Source organism: Kitasatospora sp. MAA4 (assembly GCF_029893355.1).
GTDB lineage: Bacteria > Actinomycetota > Actinomycetes > Streptomycetales > Streptomycetaceae > Kitasatospora.
In genome coordinates, this window is record NZ_JARZAI010000003.1 from 154404 (window position 1) to 170836 (window position 16433).

General features: G+C 71.2%; 16 protein-coding genes. 8 read left to right on the plus strand and 8 right to left on the minus strand.

What is annotated here, in order from left to right:
• Positions 1–6: 6 nt before the first annotated feature.
• Positions 7–948 carry a zinc ABC transporter substrate-binding protein gene (locus P3T37_RS05300; RefSeq protein WP_280722472.1) on the minus strand — a complete coding sequence of 314 codons (942 nt, stop codon included), beginning with the start codon at positions 946–948 and terminating at the stop codon, positions 7–9.
• A gap of 246 nt (positions 949–1194) precedes the next feature.
• Between P3T37_RS05300 and P3T37_RS05305 the strand changes: the two genes are divergently transcribed.
• A complete protein-coding gene (locus P3T37_RS05305) occupies positions 1195–2577 on the plus strand; it encodes a glycine--tRNA ligase (protein WP_280722230.1) in 1383 nt (460 codons plus the stop codon).
• A gap of 59 nt (positions 2578–2636) precedes the next feature.
• Here P3T37_RS05305 and P3T37_RS05310 read toward each other — a convergent pair whose 3' ends face one another.
• Both P3T37_RS05310 and P3T37_RS05315 read right to left on the minus strand, forming a co-directional pair.
• Positions 2637–3215: an NADAR family protein gene (locus tag P3T37_RS05310; protein ID WP_280722231.1), complete on the minus strand. Its 579-nt coding sequence runs from the start codon at positions 3213–3215 to the stop codon at positions 2637–2639.
• Entirely contained in the window at positions 3212–3418 is a 207-nt protein-coding gene (locus P3T37_RS05315; RefSeq protein WP_280722232.1) for a hypothetical protein, read from the minus strand. Before P3T37_RS05315 ends, P3T37_RS05310 begins: the two co-directional genes overlap by 4 nt.
• Positions 3419–3526: 108 nt before the next feature.
• Between P3T37_RS05315 and P3T37_RS05320 the strand changes: the two genes are divergently transcribed.
• Complete coding sequence (locus P3T37_RS05320) at positions 3527–4771, plus strand: Ig-like domain-containing protein (protein ID WP_280722233.1); 1245 nt, start codon at positions 3527–3529, stop codon at positions 4769–4771.
• A gap of 12 nt (positions 4772–4783) precedes the next feature.
• Here the strand turns inward: P3T37_RS05320 and P3T37_RS05325 are convergent, their stop codons facing one another.
• The 3 genes from P3T37_RS05325 to P3T37_RS05335 all read right to left on the minus strand — a co-directional run bounded on the left by P3T37_RS05325 (position 4784) and on the right by P3T37_RS05335 (position 6882).
• Positions 4784–5194, minus strand: a complete 411-nt coding sequence (locus P3T37_RS05325) for a type II toxin-antitoxin system VapC family toxin (protein ID WP_280722234.1) — start codon at positions 5192–5194, stop codon at positions 4784–4786.
• On the minus strand, positions 5191–5484 hold the full coding sequence (locus P3T37_RS05330; protein ID WP_280722235.1) for a type II toxin-antitoxin system prevent-host-death family antitoxin: 294 nt from the start codon (positions 5482–5484) through the stop codon (positions 5191–5193). Before P3T37_RS05330 ends, P3T37_RS05325 begins: the two co-directional genes overlap by 4 nt.
• Before the next feature lie 72 nt (positions 5485–5556).
• Positions 5557–6882 (minus strand): MFS transporter, encoded by a 1326-nt coding sequence (locus tag P3T37_RS05335; RefSeq protein ID WP_280722473.1) that lies wholly within the window; start codon positions 6880–6882, stop codon positions 5557–5559.
• Between the two features lie 239 nt (positions 6883–7121).
• On the opposite strand from P3T37_RS05335, the gene P3T37_RS05340 reads away from it, so the two are divergent.
• Positions 7122–8045, plus strand: coding sequence for a helix-turn-helix transcriptional regulator (locus tag P3T37_RS05340; RefSeq protein WP_280722236.1), 924 nt, complete (start codon positions 7122–7124; stop codon positions 8043–8045).
• Positions 8046–8102: 57 nt separating this feature from the next.
• Here the strand turns inward: P3T37_RS05340 and P3T37_RS05345 are convergent, their stop codons facing one another.
• Both P3T37_RS05345 and P3T37_RS05350 read right to left on the minus strand, forming a co-directional pair.
• Positions 8103–8498 carry a hypothetical protein gene (locus P3T37_RS05345; protein ID WP_280722237.1) on the minus strand — a complete coding sequence of 132 codons (396 nt, stop codon included), beginning with the start codon at positions 8496–8498 and terminating at the stop codon, positions 8103–8105.
• A gap of 37 nt (positions 8499–8535) precedes the next feature.
• Positions 8536–8949, minus strand: coding sequence for a hypothetical protein (locus tag P3T37_RS05350; protein WP_280722238.1), 414 nt, complete (start codon positions 8947–8949; stop codon positions 8536–8538).
• Positions 8950–9083: 134 nt separating this feature from the next.
• On the opposite strand from P3T37_RS05350, the gene P3T37_RS05355 reads away from it, so the two are divergent.
• The 5 genes from P3T37_RS05355 (at position 9084) to ppdK (ending at position 16388) form a co-directional block, all read left to right on the plus strand.
• On the plus strand, positions 9084–10385 hold the full coding sequence (locus P3T37_RS05355) for a histidine kinase (protein WP_348533211.1): 1302 nt from the start codon (positions 9084–9086) through the stop codon (positions 10383–10385).
• Complete coding sequence (locus tag P3T37_RS05360; RefSeq protein WP_280722240.1) at positions 10373–11017, plus strand: response regulator transcription factor; 645 nt, start codon at positions 10373–10375, stop codon at positions 11015–11017. The genes P3T37_RS05355 and P3T37_RS05360 overlap by 13 nt, the downstream gene beginning before the upstream one ends.
• A 2-nt stretch (positions 11018–11019) precedes the next feature.
• Positions 11020–11814 (plus strand): DUF4097 family beta strand repeat-containing protein, encoded by a 795-nt coding sequence (locus P3T37_RS05365; RefSeq protein WP_280722241.1) that lies wholly within the window; start codon positions 11020–11022, stop codon positions 11812–11814.
• Positions 11815–12009: 195 nt separating this feature from the next.
• Entirely contained in the window at positions 12010–13116 is a 1107-nt protein-coding gene (dusB, locus tag P3T37_RS05370; protein ID WP_280722474.1) for a tRNA dihydrouridine synthase DusB, read from the plus strand.
• A gap of 563 nt (positions 13117–13679) precedes the next feature.
• Positions 13680–16388 (plus strand): pyruvate, phosphate dikinase, encoded by a 2709-nt coding sequence (ppdK, locus tag P3T37_RS05375; RefSeq protein WP_280722242.1) that lies wholly within the window; start codon positions 13680–13682, stop codon positions 16386–16388.
• The last annotated feature ends 45 nt before the right edge of the window (positions 16389–16433 follow it).

Here is a 16433-nt window from a genome sequence, read left to right on the forward strand (position 1 = left end):
CCTCCATCAGGTCGAGCAGCTGAGCGCGGTCCGCAGGGCGGTCAGGTTCTGCCGCATGATCGAGAAGTAGTCGTCGGCGGCCGGCTCGCGGACGCCTTCGATCGGGTCCAGCACGGCGGTCCTCAGGTTCAGGTCCTGGGCGACGGTGCTGGCCAGCTTGGGGCCGGCCGACGTCTCGAAGAAGACCGTCCCGACGCCGTGCGCCTTCGCCGCCCGCTGGATCTCGCCGAGGCGGGCCGGGGTGGGCTCGGACTCCGGGTCGACGCCGTTGATGGCGATCTGCTCCAGGCCGTAGCGGTCGGCGAGGTAGCCGAACGCGGCGTGGCTGGTGACGAAGGCCTTGCCGGCGCAGGTGTTCAGGCCGCTGTGGAACTCCCGGTCCAGGTCGCCGAGCTTCTCGACCAGGGCGTCGGCGTTCTGCCGGTAGTCGGCGGCGTGCGCCGGGTCGGCGGCGGCGAGTTCGGAGCCGACGCCGGCCGCGACCGCGGCGTACCGGGTCGGGTCGAGCCACAGGTGCGGATCGCCGGCGGCGTCGGCATGGCTGTGGCCGTCGTGGTCCTCGCTGTCCAGGTGGTGGTCGACGAGCGGTGCGGCGGCGGTGGCGTCGATCACGTGCCGGGAGTGGGACTGCGCGACGGCCTTGTCGACGGTGGGTTGCAGGCCCTTGAGGTAGAGGACGGCGTCGGCCTGCTGGACCGCACCCACCTGCCGGGCTGTCAGCTCCAGGTCGTGCGGCTCGACGCCGGCCGCGGTGAGGTCGGTCACCTCGACGTGCTCCCCGCCGATCTGCTCGGCCAGGTACCGGAGGGGGTAGAAGGACGCCACCACGTTCAGCCTGTCGTCGCCGGCCTCGGCGCCGCTGCTGTCGCTGCCGCAGGCGGAGAGCAGCAGGGCGCCGCCCGCGGTGGCGGTGGCGAGGGCTGTCGGGAGGCGGCGACCGTAGAGCATCATGACAATCATTCTCATCTTACTTGGAAATGATTGTCAACTTGTCCGGGTTTGGACCGGGCGGCGCCCAAGCTTCGACTGAGCTTCGACCGTCTTTGGCATATCGATTTGAAACCGCCACCCGCCGGGCCGGTAACCTGAGGTATTCGGGCGCGCGGTTACGGTCGCGCCGCCCACATCTCGGCGCGGGCCCTGTCTGCGCCCCGCCCTGGTCCTTGACCGCGTCGTCGTACTGAAGAGAGCACTGTGGCCGCCGACAAGATCGACACGATCGTCAGCCTGAGCAAGCGCCGTGGCTTCGTCTACCCCTGCAGCGAGATCTATGGCGGTACGCGCGCCGCATGGGACTACGGACCACTCGGCGTCGAGCTCAAGGAGAACATCAAGCGCCAGTGGTGGCGTTCGATGGTCACCGCTCGGGAGGACGTCGTCGGGATCGACTCGTCGGTGATCCTGGCCCGCGAGGTCTGGGAGGCCTCCGGCCACGTCGCGACCTTCAACGACCCGCTGACCGAGTGCACCTCCTGTCACAAGCGCTACCGCGCCGACCACCTGGAGGAGGCCTACGAGGCCAAGCACGGCAAGCTGCCGGCCAACGGCCTGGCCGACATCAACTGCCCGCACTGCGGCACCAAGGGCGCCTTCACCACGCCCAAGGAGTTCTCGGGCATGCTGAAGACCCACCTCGGTGTCACCGAGGACGCCTCCGGCCTGGCCTACCTGCGCCCCGAGACGGCCCAGGGCATCTTCACCAACTTCAAGGCCGTGCAGACCACTTCGCGCAAGAAGCCGCCGTTCGGCATCGCCCAGACCGGCAAGAGCTTCCGCAACGAGATCACGCCCGGCAACTTCATCTTCCGCACCCGCGAGTTCGAGCAGATGGAGATGGAGTTCTTCGTCAAGCCGGGCGAGGACGAGGAGTGGCACGAGTACTGGCTCCAGCAGCGCTGGGACTGGTACGTGGGCCTGGGCCTGCGCACCGAGAACATGCGCTACTTCGAGCACCCGAAGGAGAAGCTCTCCCACTACGCCAAGCGCACCGTGGACATCGAGTACCGCTTCAACTTCGGTGGCAGCGAGTTCTCGGAGCTCGAGGGCGTCGCGAACCGCACCGACTACGACCTCGCCACCCACAGCGAGGCGTCCGGCCAGGACCTCAAGTACTTCGACCAGGAGTCCGGCGAGCGGTACTTCCCGTACGTCATCGAGCCGGCAGCGGGCCTCAACCGCGCGATGCTGGCCTTCCTGCTCGACGCCTACTTCGAGGACGAGGCGCCCAACGCCAAGGGCGTCATGGAGAAGCGCGTCGGCATGCGGCTCGACCCGCGGCTCGCCCCGGTCAAGGTCGCGGTGCTGCCGCTGTCGCGCAACGCCGACCTCTCGCCGAAGGCCCGCGGGCTCGCCGCCGACCTGCGGACCGCCTGGAACGTCGAGTTCGACGACGCCGGCGCGATCGGCAAGCGCTACCGGCGTCAGGACGAGATCGGCACGCCGTTCTGCGTGACGGTCGACTTCGACACCCTTGAGGACAACGCGGTCACCATCCGCGACCGCGACACCATGGCGCAGGAGCGGGTCTCGCTCGACCAGGTGAAGTCCTACCTGGGCGCCCGCCTGATCGGCTGCTGACACCCCTGGCACGCAAAGACCCCCACCGCGCTCGTCGCGGTGGGGGTCTTCGCGTGCCGTCACTCCGACAGCTGCCTGCGCGCCTCCATCAGCGCGAAACCCAGCAGGTTGAGCCCGCGCCAGTGCGCCGGATCGGTGGCGAGTTCGCTGTCGGCCGCCAGCCCGATGCCCCAGACCCGGTCCACCGGGCTGGCCTCGACCAGGACGCGCCGACCGGTGCCCAGCAGGTAGCCGCGCAGCGCGTCGTCCTGCCCGAACTTGGCGACGTTGCCGGCCACCACCAGGTCGAACCGCGCCGCATCCCACTTCTCGTCCTCGAAGCCGCGCACCAGCCGGCCGAGCTTCTTCGCCTCGGCGGGCGTGCGGGCCGCCAGGATCCGCGGCACGATCTCCTCGTCCCCGAACAGCCGCGCCTTGCCCGCCATCATCCAGTGCTCGGCCGTCGCGTAGCGGACCCCGTCGACGACGAAGGCAGCCGGCCACCACTGGCTCAGCGACCCCGCGCCGATCCGCCCGTCCCGCTCGGCGCGATGCCCCCAGAACAGCAGGTACTTGGGCTGCACCCCGGTGGCGACCAGTGCGGCCAGCTCCTCGCGGGTGCGGGTTTCGGCGGGGGTGAGGTGCTGGTGCGTCGTCATGGGTCCATGGTGGCAGCGGGTTCCGACAGTCGGCGAACGATTTGTCGCGGCAGTGAGGCGCAGAATGCGGCCGTGTACGCGGGGATGAGCGGCGAGCGGTCGGCGCGGCGCCAGGCGAGGACCAGGCGGCTCGGCGGGAGGTCGTCGACCGGGCGGTAGAGGATGCCCTCGACGCGGTGGCGGGCGCGGCTAGGGCCCTCCACGACGGCTGAGTGTCCCGATTCCGTGACAGTCACCTCCTTCATGCCACGTTCGAACCCCTTCACCGCGTCGGACGGAGAGGAGTTGGATCGAGCAGGGGAGTCGGGACAGTGGAGTCGATTCGTACAAGGTCCATCGGTGCACGGGCGGGCCGTCCGCTAGCGGCGGCGCTGGTGCTGAGCAGCGCGCTGCTGCTGGCGACCGGTTGCGGCCCGAGCGGCGGTGGCCCGAGCGGCGGTGGCCCGAGCAGCGGTGGCGCCGGCGGGACGGGCGCGGCTGGGGCGCCGTCCGCCGCCGCACACCCCTCGGCGGCGGTGCTGGACGTGCAGCCGGGCGACGGTACGCAGAACGTGGCCCCGACCGGCGCGCTGAAGGTCTCGGTGGCCGGCGGCAAGCTGACCCAGGTGACGGTCGCCGGCCCGGACGGCAAGCCGGTGCCCGGCACGGTGGCCTCCGACGGGCTGACCTGGGTGCCGTCGGCCGGCCTCGCGGTGGGGACGGCGTACAAGGTCGACGCCCAGGCCGTCGACGCGCAGGGCGTGCCGACCGCCAGTACCAGCGGCTTCACCACGCTCACGCCGACGAAGACGGCCAAACTGGCCGACAACATCGATGGCGGTGGGACCTACGGCGTCGGCATGATCATCAGGGTCGACTTCCACCAGGCGGTCGTCAACAAGGCGGCGGCGCTCCAGGCCGTCACCGTCGAGACCTCCGACAACACCCCGGTCAAGGGGCACTGGTTCAACGACGACAACTGGCTGGACCTGCGCCCGGAGACCTACTGGAAGCCCGGCACGAAGGTGACGATCCACTACCGCACCAAGAGCGCCGAGCTCTCTCCCGGTGTCTACGGCAACGTCGACAAGGACGAGAGCTTCACCATCGGCCGCTCCAAGATCAGCACGGCCGACGCCGCCACCCACGAGATGACGGTCGCCGAGAACGGCACCACCCGCACCATCGCGATGACGGCGGGTACCGACGACAACCCGTCCTGGAACGGCACCATGGTGGTCTTCGAGAAGGACCGGATGGTCCACATGGACTCGGCCACCACCACCATCAAGGGCCCGGCCTACGTCGCCGACGAGCCGCACGGCCTGAAGATCACCGACTCCGGCTCCTACGTGCACGGCAACCCCAAGGCCGTCGCCGCCGCGGGCCACGAGAACATCAGCCACGGCTGCATCGGCCTGCCGGACACCCCGACCGGCGACGACAGCTCGGTGGCGGGGAAGTTCTGGGCCGACTCGATGATCGGCGACGTGGTGATAGTCCAGCACTCGGTCGGCAAGCAGGTCGCCCTGGACAACGGCCTCGGCGGCTGGAACGCCCCCTGGTCCACCTGGTAACCGCCGGTCGGTCTAAGCCTGGACCTGTCCCGGCGCCTCGACCGGAAGACCGCGCTCGGCGGCGGCCGCAGCCAGCCGCCGGTCGTAGGTGACGAACGCCGTGAGCGCGTGTTCCAGGTGTTCGGCGCTGGCCAGGTGGATCGCGTCCAGGCTGTGCAGGTGCTGCCCGGGCAGCAGGCGTGCGGCCCGCAGGATGGGATCCGACAACCGGATGCGAAGCAGCCGGTCCAGGGCATCCTCGGCGGCGTCGAGGAGATAGGGCGGGGCCTCGACCCTGATCAGAGCCCGTGGCACCTCGACCTGGGCCAGAGCACTGGTGGCATGTCCTTCGGATCCGCGCGCCGAGAGAAAGGTGCGCAGGTCGTCGGACTCCTGCTCGGGCACGATCAGTTTCAACAGCGCGCGGGAGTCGAGGTAGATCAACGCTCCTCCTCGTCCCGCATGGTCTGCAGGGCTTCCGACGGCGAGGCGAGCCCGGCGGGAGCGGCAGGCGGAACCCAGTCCGCGAGGCCCCGAGCGGTGGCCGCGTTCTCCGGATCGATCGTGCCGTCCTTGACGAGGTCCTCGAGAACGCGCTGTTCGGGATCCGGAGGGGACAGCACCGCGATCAGCCGGCCGTTGCGGGTGATCTCGATGCGCTCGCCGGCGGCGACACGGTCGACCAGTTCGCTGGCGTGCTGCTGAAGCTGACGGATCGGGACTCTTGACGTCATACGACTCACGCTAGGAGAGAACGTGCGGCATCTGCCGCACATGTGCGGCAGATCCAGCCGAACGAAGTACGCCTACCCCATCGTGCGCGGCAGCCGGGTGCTGAGCCAGCAGACCGCGACGGAGCCGAGCGACTGGATCGCCAGGACCAGGGCGAGTGCGTGGCCCATGCCCAGGCTGGGGGTCAGGGAGAGGAAGAGCGTCCCGAGTGTCGCCACGCCCAGGGCCAGGCTGGACTGCTGAGCGGTCGCCAGCACGCCGCTGCCCAGGCCCGCGCTCTGCGCGGGCAGGGTGGAGAGCACCACGCGGAAGAGCGGGGTGCCGACCAGGCCGTTGCCGAGGCCGGTGACGAGCATCCCGGGCAGCAGGGTGAGGACGGAGAGGCCGCGGAAGTCGGCCAGCACGGTCGCGATCAGGATGGCGGTGCCCAGCGCCTGGAGGACGGAACCGGCGGTGATCACCCGGCTGCCGAAGCGGCCGATCAGCCGCGGCCCGGCCAGCGAGGAGGAGAAGTAGCCGGTGGCCAGCGGGACCAGGGCCACCCCGGACATCACCGGGCTGAGTCGCAGTCCCTGCTGGAGGGTGATCGCCAGGACGAACATGAAGCCGCCGAAGCTGCCGAAGTAGGGGAGCGCGATGCCCAGGCCGCGCCGCATCTCGGGGATCCGCAGCAGCGACGGCGGTACCAGCGGCTGTCGTCCGGCCCGCTCGGCCCGTCGCTCCACCACCACGAAGCCGACCGCGGCGAACGGGAAGAGCGCCAGCAGCAGCCAGCTCCACAGCGGCCAGCCGGCGGCCCGTCCCTCCATCAGCGGGATGAAGAGGCTCAGCAGTGCGACGCTCAGCAGGACGGTTCCCGGCAGGTCCACCCGGCTGGGCTGCGGCGAGCGGCTCTCCGGCACGTACCGGATCGCGAGGACGGCGGTGAGCAGCGCGAACGGGACGTTGAGCAGGAAGATCGCGCGCCAGCCCGTGCCGAACAGGTCGGCGGTGATCAGCATCCCGCCCAGGACCTGGCCGATCACCACCGAGACGCCGCCGACCGCGCCGTAGATGCTCAGCGCGCGGGCGCGCTGGGTGCCGGAGGTGGCGGCGGTGATGGTGGCGAGCACCTGGGGGACCAGCAGGGCGGCCGCGGCGCCCTGGGTGATCCGGGCGGCCACCAGGGTCGCGGCCGTCGGGGCGAGTCCGCAGGCCAGCGAGGTGATCGCGAAGGCCGCCGCACCGGCGACGAAGAGCCGCCGGCGGCCGAGGCTGTCGCCGAGTCGGCCACCGAGCACCAGCAGGACGGCGAAGGCGATGCCGTACCCGGCAGCGACCAGTTCCAGGACGGCCGGTCCGGCTGCCAGGTCGTGGTCGATGGTGGGCAGGGCGACGTTGACGATGAAGAAGTCCAGCATCGGCAGGAAGGCGCCGAGCAGGACGGTGACCAGGCCGGCGACCGAGAGGGTGTGGTGCCGGTCGGCCGTGCTCCGCTGCGGGGAGCTGATCGGGCGAGCCTGGGGGTGTTCCAGTTGCTGTTCCAGTTGCTGAGTCACGAGTACGAGGATTCAGGGGTTCGTACCCTGGTACCAGAGTTTGTTTATCCTGTTATAAGGAGTACCTGGCACCCGGGTCAGGACTGTCGCATGCTGGGGTTATGCGTACCGCGACCCCCGCAGCCCCGGCCCAGGCCCCCACCACCTCGCACACGCCGCACGCGCCGCACACGCCCGACGTGCGACGCCAGGAGCTGGCCGACTTCCTGCGCAGCCGACGGGAGCGGATCCTGCCCGACCAGGTCGGGTTGCCGAGCAGCGGCCGGCGCCGGACCCCCGGGCTGCGGCGCGAGGAGGTCGCGCAGCTCGCCGCCGTGGGGGTCACTTGGTACACGTGGCTTGAGCAGGGACGTGACATTCAGGTCTCGTCGCAGGTGCTGGAGTCGGTCGCCCGGGCGCTGCTGCTCGACCCCAACGAGCGCGCGCACCTCTTCATCCTGGCCGGGGCCGGCGATCCGACGCCCAGTACGGAGTGCCCGATGGTCACCCCGGCGGTGCAGCTGATCCTCGACCAGCTCTCGCCGCTGCCCGCCTGTGTGATGAACAGCCGGTACGACATCCTCGCCTACAACACGATGTACAGCCGCCTGCTCGGCGACCTCGACGCGCTGCCCTTCGAGGAGCGGAACCTGATCTGGCTGATCTACACCAACCCCGACTTCCAGACCTGCTGGGCGGATCTGGAGTCGGCCCGCACCAACGTGGTGGCGCGGCTGCGGGCCGCGATGGCCGACCACGTCGGCGACCCCGCCTGGAAGTCGCTGCTGAAGCGGCTGCGGCAGGCCTCGCCGGACTTCGAGGCGGCCTGGCAGCGGCACGAGGTGGCGTCGCGCGAGGGCGGCAGCAAGGGGTTCGTCCACCCGGAGGTCGGCCTGCTGCGGATGGACTTCACCAACCTTTGGCTCGGCCTGCGCCACTACACCCGGATGGTGACCTACACCCCGGCCGACCCGGAGAGCCGCGAGCGCCTGGAGCGCCTGGCGGCCTCGGCGGGACAGCCGGGACGGGTTACCGGGGGCCGCTAGGTATCGCGGCCGAGCAGGCAGCCAGGCAGGCCAGGCAGGCCAGGCAGGCCAGGCAGGTCAGGCAGCCAGCGCCAGCGCCACGGCCGGCCCGGCGGGCGCGCGGCGGGCCGGGCGCAGCGCGAGGGTTGCGCAGAACGCCGCCAGCGGAAGCTCCGCGAGCAGTGCCATCAGCACCGCCACCAGCAGCGCCGCACCCGGCCCCGCCGTCCGGACGTCGCAGCAGGCGTCGGCCGTCAGCAGGGCGGCGGCCAGGGCGGCGACCGGTCGGTGCAGGACGTGGCCGCGGTGGAGCAGTCGGGCGGCCCCGAGCAGGCAGCCGGCCTCCGCGACGTCCAGCGCGACCCAGCCGTACGAGCCGCGGACGGTCACGGCCAGCACGACGATCCACGGCAGCAGGGCGAGGCCGGCCGCGCCCAGCAGCAGCGCGGGCAGTCGCGTGGTCCTGGTGCTCATGGTTCCTCCGTCGGCCGTCCAGAAAATGCGGGTGGGTTCAGTGCGCGCGGGTGGGGCGCAGGCGCTCGGTGCTGCCGTCGGGATGCCGCAGCTGCACGCCCGCCAGTCGGTCCGGCGTCCAGGCGAACCAGAACTCCTGGCCCACGACGGCCACTTCGGCGGCCCGCCAGCGCGGTCGCAGCCGGCCGGCGGTGAACGCCACCGCGGGGACCGAGCCGTCGCCGGCCAGTCGCCCCCAGGCCAGCCCGGTGCTCCGCCCCTCGCGGACCTGCCGCCGGGCGCCGCGCAGCAGCCGGCCGCTGAGGGCGGAGGCGACCAGGACGTCCAGCAACTCGCCGTGCTCGTAGATCTCCAGCGTGGGGCGCCTGCTCGGGCGGGCGGGGGTCCGCACCGACCACGGGGCACCGACCGGGCCCGACCCGTCCACCGCTCCTGCTGCCCTGTTTCTCATGGTGTCCAGGATTCCGCTGACGGCGGGTCATGTCGTTGGCTCCTGCTGCCGTCTTGGGGGTGTACCTGGCTACACCCCCCTCGGGTTGCCAACACCAGTGCTGCGGCCGGGCGCCGCGCCCTAAGCTGTGCCCCATGATCACCAGCAGCACGCCGCGCGACCGGCTGGGGAGGGACACCGGGGTCGCCGGCTCCGCCGCCCCGACCGGGCACTCGGCGCGATCGGGGTGGTTCAGGAGCCTCGCGCGCGCGCCGTGGTCGTCCGCCGCCCGGCGGGAGGCGGTGCTCGCCGCCGCCGGGGTGGCGATTGCGCTCCCGGTGCTGGTGATGCTCAGCACCACGGCGCTGGTGGGGCCGATGTTCCTGCTGGTGCTGTCCTCCTTCGGTGCGCTGACGGCGGCCCAGCGCAGCCGGTTCCGGGCCCTCGGCGGCCTGGACATCCCCCGGCGGCCGGCCGTCGCGGGCGGCTCCCGCTGGAATCCGCTCGTCCGGCTGCGCTCGGAGTCGACCTGGCGCCAGGCGTCCTACCACTTCGTGGTCGGTCCGCTGCTGGCGACGGCCGGCGTCATGGTGCTGCTCGGCTGGGGCGCCGGGGCGGCACTGGCCACGGTGTTCGGCTGGGCCTGGCTGATGCCGCTCGGCAGCGTGGTCCGCGGCCCGGGCTGGACGACCGTCGACGCCTGGGCCACCCTGCTCGGCCTGCTCCTGCTGACCCTCGCACCCTGGCTGATCGGTCAGGTCAACCGGGCCGACCGGCGGGCCGCCACCGTGCTGCTCGGCCCCAACCGCGCCCGCGAGCTGGAGCGGCGGGTGGAGGATCTCGCCGAGAGCCGCGCCGGGGTGGTGGACGCGGCCGACGCCGAGCGCCGCCGGATCGAGCGCGACCTGCACGACGGCGCCCAGCAGCGACTGGTCTCGCTGGCGATGAACCTCGGCCTGGCCCGCAAGACGCTCAAGGACGTCCCGCCGGACGCAATGCGGGTGATCATCGAGGCGCACGAGGAGGCGCAGGCCGCCATCGTCGAGCTGCGCGACCTGGTCCGCGGGCTGCACCCGGTGGTGCTGGAGGACCGCGGGCTGGACGCCGCGCTCTCGGGCATCGCCGCGCGCGCCCCGCTGCCCGTCCGGTTGGATGTCCACCTGCCGCAGCGGGTCGCGCCGACCGTCGAGGCGGTGGCGTACTTCGTGGTCTCCGAGGCGCTGGCGAACGTCGCCAAGCACGCCCGGGCCTCCCGGGTGGACCTCGTGGTCCGCCGCACCGGGCCGCTGCTGCGCATCGTCATCACCGACGACGGCGTGGGCGGCGCCGACCCTGCCAAGGGCACCGGGCTGACCGGGTTGCGCAAGCGCGCGGCCTCGGTCGACGGGGTCCTCTCCATAGCCAGCCCCCTCGGGGGTCCCACCACCATCACCGTGGAGTTGCCGTGCGAGCTGTGATCGCCGAGGACTCGGTCCTGCTGAGGGTCGGCCTGGTCAAGGTCCTGGAGGCGGTGGGCTACGAGGTGGCAGCCGCGGTCGGCGACGCCGAGGCGCTGCTGCTGGCCGTCGAGGAGCACGCCCCGCAGGTCGTCGTGGTGGACGTCCGGATGCCGCCCGGCTTCACCGACGAGGGGGTCCGGGCCGCGCTGATGATCCGGCGGCAGTGGCCGGACGTGGCGGTGCTGCTGCTCTCCCAGTACGTGGAGGAGCGGTACGCGGCCGACCTGCTCTCCGCCAACACCAGCGGGGTCGGGTACCTGCTCAAGGAGCGGGTGGCCAATGTGGACGACTTCGTGGACGCGTTGCAGCGGGTGGCGTCCGGCGGCACCGCGCTGGACCCGGAGGTCGTCGCCCAGCTGCTGGTCCGGCGCCACCGCGATCCGCTGGAGCGGCTCACGCCGCGCGAGCGCGACGTCCTGGGCCTGATGGCGGAGGGGCACTCCAACGCGGCGATAGCCAAGTCGCTGGTGGTGAGCGACAGCGCCGTGGCCAAACACATCAACAGCATCTTCACCAAGCTGGACCTGCCGGCGGCCGACGCGACGCACCGGCGGGTGCTGGCGGTGCTGCGCTTCCTGGGCGAGGGCTAGCCGTGCGGAGCCCATCGCGGGGGCCGGAGGGCCGTGCCTGGCGGATCGTCGGCGGGGTGGTCGCCGTGCTCCTCCTGATGACGGGTGCCGGTGAGGCCTGGGCCGTGCTCGTCGAGCAGAACACCACGGTGCCCACCCACTACTCCGCCTCGGTCACCGCGGTGGAGCTCGACCTGCCCGACGGCTCGCTCAACGTCACCGCCGGACCCGACGACGGGCTGACGGTCAGCCAGCACCTGAACTGGATGCTGAGCCGCCCCTCCGTCGAGCAGTCCCTGGTGGGCCGGACGCTGCGGATCAAGGTGCGCTGCCCGCGGATCCTCGGGATCGGCGAGCCGGCCTGCGACGTCGGGCTGGACCTCCAGGTCCCGCCGACGACGGCGGTGACGGTCCGGATGACCTCCGGCTACGGCCGGATCAGCGGGGTCAGCGGCGACCTCAGCCTGCACGCCACCTCGGGGGAGCTGGATCTGAACGGGGTGTCCGGCCAGGTATCGGCCGATGTCACCAGCGGCCTGGTCAAGGGGACGGACCTGGCCGCCGCCCAGGTAGAGGCGTCGGCGACCTCGGGACGGGTGGAGCTCGGCTTCAGCCGGGCGCCGGACCAGCTCGCCCTGACGGCGAGCTCCGGTTCGGTGTCGGCGGTCCTGCCGCGCGGTTCCACCTACCGGCTGACCACCCGCAGCACCTCGGGATCGCCGGAGATCGATCCGGCGCTGTCGGACCCGCAGTCGTCCCGCACGATCACGGCGACCACCACCTCGGGAGACCTGAGCCTCACCTCCCCTTCCGGCTGACCGCGACCACCACCCGGGGGCCCACCGGCGGTGAGGGAGAATAGAGAGTCCCGTCCCGCCCGCCCCGCTTCTGCTGAGGATCTGCCGCGCATGACCATCACGCCCGACCGAGCCCAGACCCCCGCCGCAGAGGCGGCCGTCCTGTCGCCCGCGCCGCCGGCCGCCGGTGAGTTCAAGCCGCTCACCATCGGCCCGATGCAGGTGTGGCCGCCGGTCGTGCTGGCCCCCATGGCGGGCATCACCAACGCCCCCTTCCGCACCCTGTGCCGGGAGCAGAGCGGCGGCAAGGGCCTGTACGTCTCCGAGATGATCACCACCCGGGCCCTGGTCGAGCGCAACGCCAAGACCATGCAGCTGATCCACTTCGACCCGAGCGAGAAGCCCCGCTCGATCCAGCTCTACGGGGTCGACCCGGCCACCGTCGGCAAGGCCGTCCGCATGATCGCGGACGAGAACCTCGCCGACCACATCGACCTCAACTTCGGCTGCCCGGTCCCCAAGGTGACCCGCAAGGGCGGCGGCTCGGCGCTGCCGTACAAGCGCAACCTGCTCCGGCAGATCCTGCGTGAGGCGGTCGCGGGCGCGGGCGGCCTCCCGGTCACCATGAAGATGCGCAAGGGCATCAGCGACGACCACCTGACCTACCTGGACGCCGGCCGGATCGGCGCCGAGGAGGGCGTCTCGGCCATCGCGCTGCACGGCCGGACGGCGGCCCAGCACTACGGCGGCACCGCGGACTGGTCGGCCATCGCCCGGCTGCGCGAGTCGGTGCCGGCCGAGGTCCCGGTGCTGGGCAACGGCGACATCTGGGCGGCCGGCGACGCGCTGCGGATGATGCGGGAGACCGGCTGCGACGGCGTGGTGGTCGGCCGCGGCTGCCTCGGCCGTCCGTGGATCTTCAAGGACCTGGTCGCGGTCTTCGAGGGCGAGACCGACTACGCGCGCCCGAGCTTCGCCGACGTCTCGCGCGCGATGCTGCGCCACGCCGAGCTGCTGGGGCAGTGGATGGGCGACGAGACCCGCGGCGTCGTGGACTTCCGCAAGCACGTCGCCTGGTACACCAAGGGCTTCTCGGTCGGCTCCGAGCTGCGGGTCCGGCTGGCCAACTCCGGGTCGCTGGCCGAGCTGGCCGACCTGCTCTCCCAGGTCGGCCAGGAGCAGCTCTGGCCGGCGAGCGCCGACGGTCCGCGCGGCCGGACGAGCGGCAACGGCCGGGTGGTCCTGCCCGAGGGGTGGTTGGACGATCCGTACGACTGCGCCGTGCCGGGCATTGACGCCGAATCGGACACCTCTGGCGGATGATCTAGCCGGACTGTCGAAAAAGCCTCCTCGGCCCGCTCCGACAGGACGGCCCAGCCCCCTTGGACAATCTGGCCAAGGGGGCTCCCTTTTGGCAGAAGCTGATCACGCTTGGTGTCGGAGTCGGCGCGTTGGGCGACGGAGCGATGAGTTCCCGTACGTACGATGAGCGAGCCGCGTCCGTGACCCTTGCCACACCAGGGTGCGGTTGACGGTGTATCAGGCCTACTCAATGTGCCATGGTGTCCAAAACGCTTCCCGAACGGGCGTCGGGGTGGATCCGGCCCCTTGGGTGCAGGAAATCAAGCCGAGGCAACGCCTCGGGGGACCAGTCGCTACCCTCTGTCGGTTCGGAGCGATCTTCCTGAGTTCTTGCTTTCAAGACTTGAACGCAAGCTAGCGTCAGGCGGACGATTTCGGCAACAGAGGTGAACGCCTTCACAAGCATTTGATCCGGTGGGTTACCAATCGGTATCGGCCCCGGACGGCCTATCAGGGGCGCAAAAGTGCCTTCGAAATGGGTATGTTCTCGGCGTCAGGGCAACCCCGTGCGAGGAGACCGACCCATGCCGGCCACGCAGAAGTTTGTTTACTCCTTCACCGAAGGAAACAGGGACCTCAAGGATCTTCTCGGAGGCAAAGGTGCCAATCTCGCCGAGATGACCAACCTGGGGCTCCCCGTCCCTCCGGGGTTCACCCTCACCACCGAGGCCTGCAAGGTCTACCTGGAGACCGGCAGCGAGCCCGCCTCGCTGCACACCGAGGTGAGCGAGCACCTCGTCGCCCTCGAGCAGGAGATGGGCAAGCAGCTCGGCCAGGCCGACAACCCGCTGCTGGTCTCGGTCCGCTCCGGCGCCAAGTTCTCGATGCCCGGCATGATGGACACCGTCCTCAACATCGGCCTCTCGGACGTCTCGGTGCTCGGCCTGGCCGCGCAGTCCGGCAACGAGCGCTTCGCCTGGGACTCCTACCGCCGCCTGGTCCAGATGTTCGGCAAGACCGTGCTGGGCGTCGACGGCGAGCTGTTCGAGGAGGCGCTCGACGAGGTCAAGACCGCCAAGGGCACCTCCAACGACCTGGACCTGGATGCTTCCGACCTCCAGGTCCTGGTGGAGACCTTCAAGGCGATCGTGCTCCGCGAGACCGGCCGGGAGTTCCCGCAGGACCCGCGTGAGCAGATGGACCTGGCGATCCACGCCGTCTTCCACTCCTGGAACGGCGACCGGGCCCGCCTCTACCGCCGCCAGGAGCGCATCCCGAACGACCTGGGCACCGCGGTCAACATCTGCAGCATGGTCTTCGGCAACCTCGGCGAGGACTCCGGCACCGGCGTCGCCTTCACCCGCGACCCCTCCACCGGCGCGGTCGGCGTCTACGGCGACTACCTCTCCAACGCCCAGGGCGAGGACGTGGTCGCGGGTATCCGCAACACCCTCCAGCTGGCCGACCTGGAGCAGCTCGACAAGAAGTCGTACGACGAGCTGATCGCGATCATGCACAAGCTCGAACTGCACTACCGCGACCTGTGCGACATCGAGTTCACCATCGAGCGCGGCAAGCTCTGGATGCTGCAGACCCGGATCGGCAAGCGCACCGCCGCCGCCGCCTTCCGGATCGCCGTCCAGCTGGTCGACCAGGGCCTGATCGACCTGGACGAGGCACTGCACCGGGTGACCGGCGCCCAGCTCGCCATGCTGATGTTCCCGCGCTTCGCCCCCGACGCCGAGTCCAAGCAGATCGGCTGGGGCATCGCCGCCTCGCCGGGCGCCGCGGTCGGCAAGGTGGTCTTCGACTCCTACACCGCCGTCAAGTGGTCCCGCTCGGGCGAGAAGGTCATCCTGGTCCGCCGGGAGACCAACCCGGACGACCTGGACGGCATGATCGCCGCCGAGGGCATCCTCACCTCGCGCGGCGGCAAGACCTCGCACGCGGCCGTGGTCGCCCGCGGCATGGGCAAGACCTGTGTCTGCGGCGCCGACGAGCTCGAGGTCGACACCAAGCGCCGCCGGATGACCACCTCCGACGGGCAGGTGATCGAGGAGGGCGACGTGGTCTCCATCGACGGCGCCAGCGGCAAGGTCTACCTGGGCGAGGTCCCGGTGCTCCCCTCCGCGGTGGTGGAGTACTTCGAGGGCACCCTGCACGCCGGTGCCGACGTCCAGGGCGGCCTGGTGCAGGCCGTGCACCGGATCATGTCGCACGCCGACGGCCGCCGCCGGCTGGCCGTGCGCGCCAACGCCGACAACGCCGACGACGCGAACCGCGCCCGCCGCTACGGCGCCCAGGGCATCGGCCTGTGCCGCACCGAGCACATGTTCCTCGGCGAGGAGCGCCGCAAGGAGGTCGAGCACCTGATCCTGGCGGACAACGACAAGGACCGCGAGCAGGCGCTCTCCACCCTGCTGCCGCTGCAGAAGGGCGACTTCGTCGAGCTCTTCCAGTCGATGGACGGGCTGCCGGTGACGGTGCGCCTGCTCGACCCGCCGCTGCACGAGTTCCTGCCCGACATCACCGAGCTCTCGGTGCGCGTCGCGCTCGCCGAGGCCCGCAAGGACCCGAACGAGAACGACCTGCGCCTGCTCCAGGCGGTGCACAAGCTGCACGAGCAGAACCCGATGCTGGGTCTGCGCGGCGTACGCCTGGGTCTGGTGATCCCGGGTCTGTTCGGGATGCAGGTGCGGGCGATCGCGGAGGCCGCGGCCGAGCGCCGGCTGGCCGGTGGCGACCCGCGCCCCGAGGTGATGATCCCGCTGGTCGGCACCATCCAGGAGCTGGAGATCGTCCGCGACGAGTGCGAGCGCGTGCTGGCCGAGGTCGCCATCTCCACCGGCGTCTCGCTGGACATCAAGCTCGGCACGATGATCGAGCTGCCGCGGGCCGCGCTGACGGCCGGCCAGATCGCTGAGGCGGCCGAGTTCTTCTCCTTCGGGACGAACGACCTCACCCAGACGGTCTGGGGCTTCTCCCGCGACGACGTGGAGGCGAGCTTCTTCACCGCGTACCTGGAGAAGGGCATCTTCGGGGTCTCGCCGTTCGAGACCATCGACCGCGACGGCGTCGGCGCCCTCGTCAAGCACGCCGTGAAGGAGGGTCGGGCCACCCGTCCCGACCTCAAGCTCGGCGTCTGCGGCGAGCACGGTGGTGACCCGGAGTCGGTGCACTTCTTCCACGAGGCGGGCCTGGACTACGTGTCCTGCTCCCCCTTCCGGATCCCGGTGGCGCGCCTGGAGGCAGGCCGCGCCGCCCTTGAGACTGCGGGCAGCGACTCTCGCTGACCGCACCCCCCTCCAGCGGGGAGGGGCGTACGGCGGTGCTCGGCG

Coding starts and splice junctions, on each gene's coding strand:
- P3T37_RS05340 (WP_280722236.1), top strand. CDS start 7,122: ATGCGTACCGCGACCCCCGCAGCCCCGGCCCAGGCCCCCACCACCTCG.
- dusB (WP_280722474.1), top strand. CDS start 12,010: ATGCAGGTGTGGCCGCCGGTCGTGCTGGCCCCCATGGCGGGCATCACC.
- P3T37_RS05345 (WP_280722237.1), bottom strand. CDS start 8,498: ATGAGCACCAGGACCACGCGACTGCCCGCGCTGCTGCTGGGCGCGGCC.
- P3T37_RS05330 (WP_280722235.1), bottom strand. CDS start 5,484: ATGACGTCAAGAGTCCCGATCCGTCAGCTTCAGCAGCACGCCAGCGAA.
- P3T37_RS05310 (WP_280722231.1), bottom strand. CDS start 3,215: ATGACGACGCACCAGCACCTCACCCCCGCCGAAACCCGCACCCGCGAG.
- P3T37_RS05300 (WP_280722472.1), bottom strand. CDS start 948: ATGCTCTACGGTCGCCGCCTCCCGACAGCCCTCGCCACCGCCACCGCG.
- P3T37_RS05335 (WP_280722473.1), bottom strand. CDS start 6,882: ATGCTGGACTTCTTCATCGTCAACGTCGCCCTGCCCACCATCGACCAC.
- ppdK (WP_280722242.1), top strand. CDS start 13,680: ATGCCGGCCACGCAGAAGTTTGTTTACTCCTTCACCGAAGGAAACAGG.
- P3T37_RS05350 (WP_280722238.1), bottom strand. CDS start 8,949: ATGAGAAACAGGGCAGCAGGAGCGGTGGACGGGTCGGGCCCGGTCGGT.
- P3T37_RS05355 (WP_348533211.1), top strand. CDS start 9,084: ATGATCACCAGCAGCACGCCGCGCGACCGGCTGGGGAGGGACACCGGG.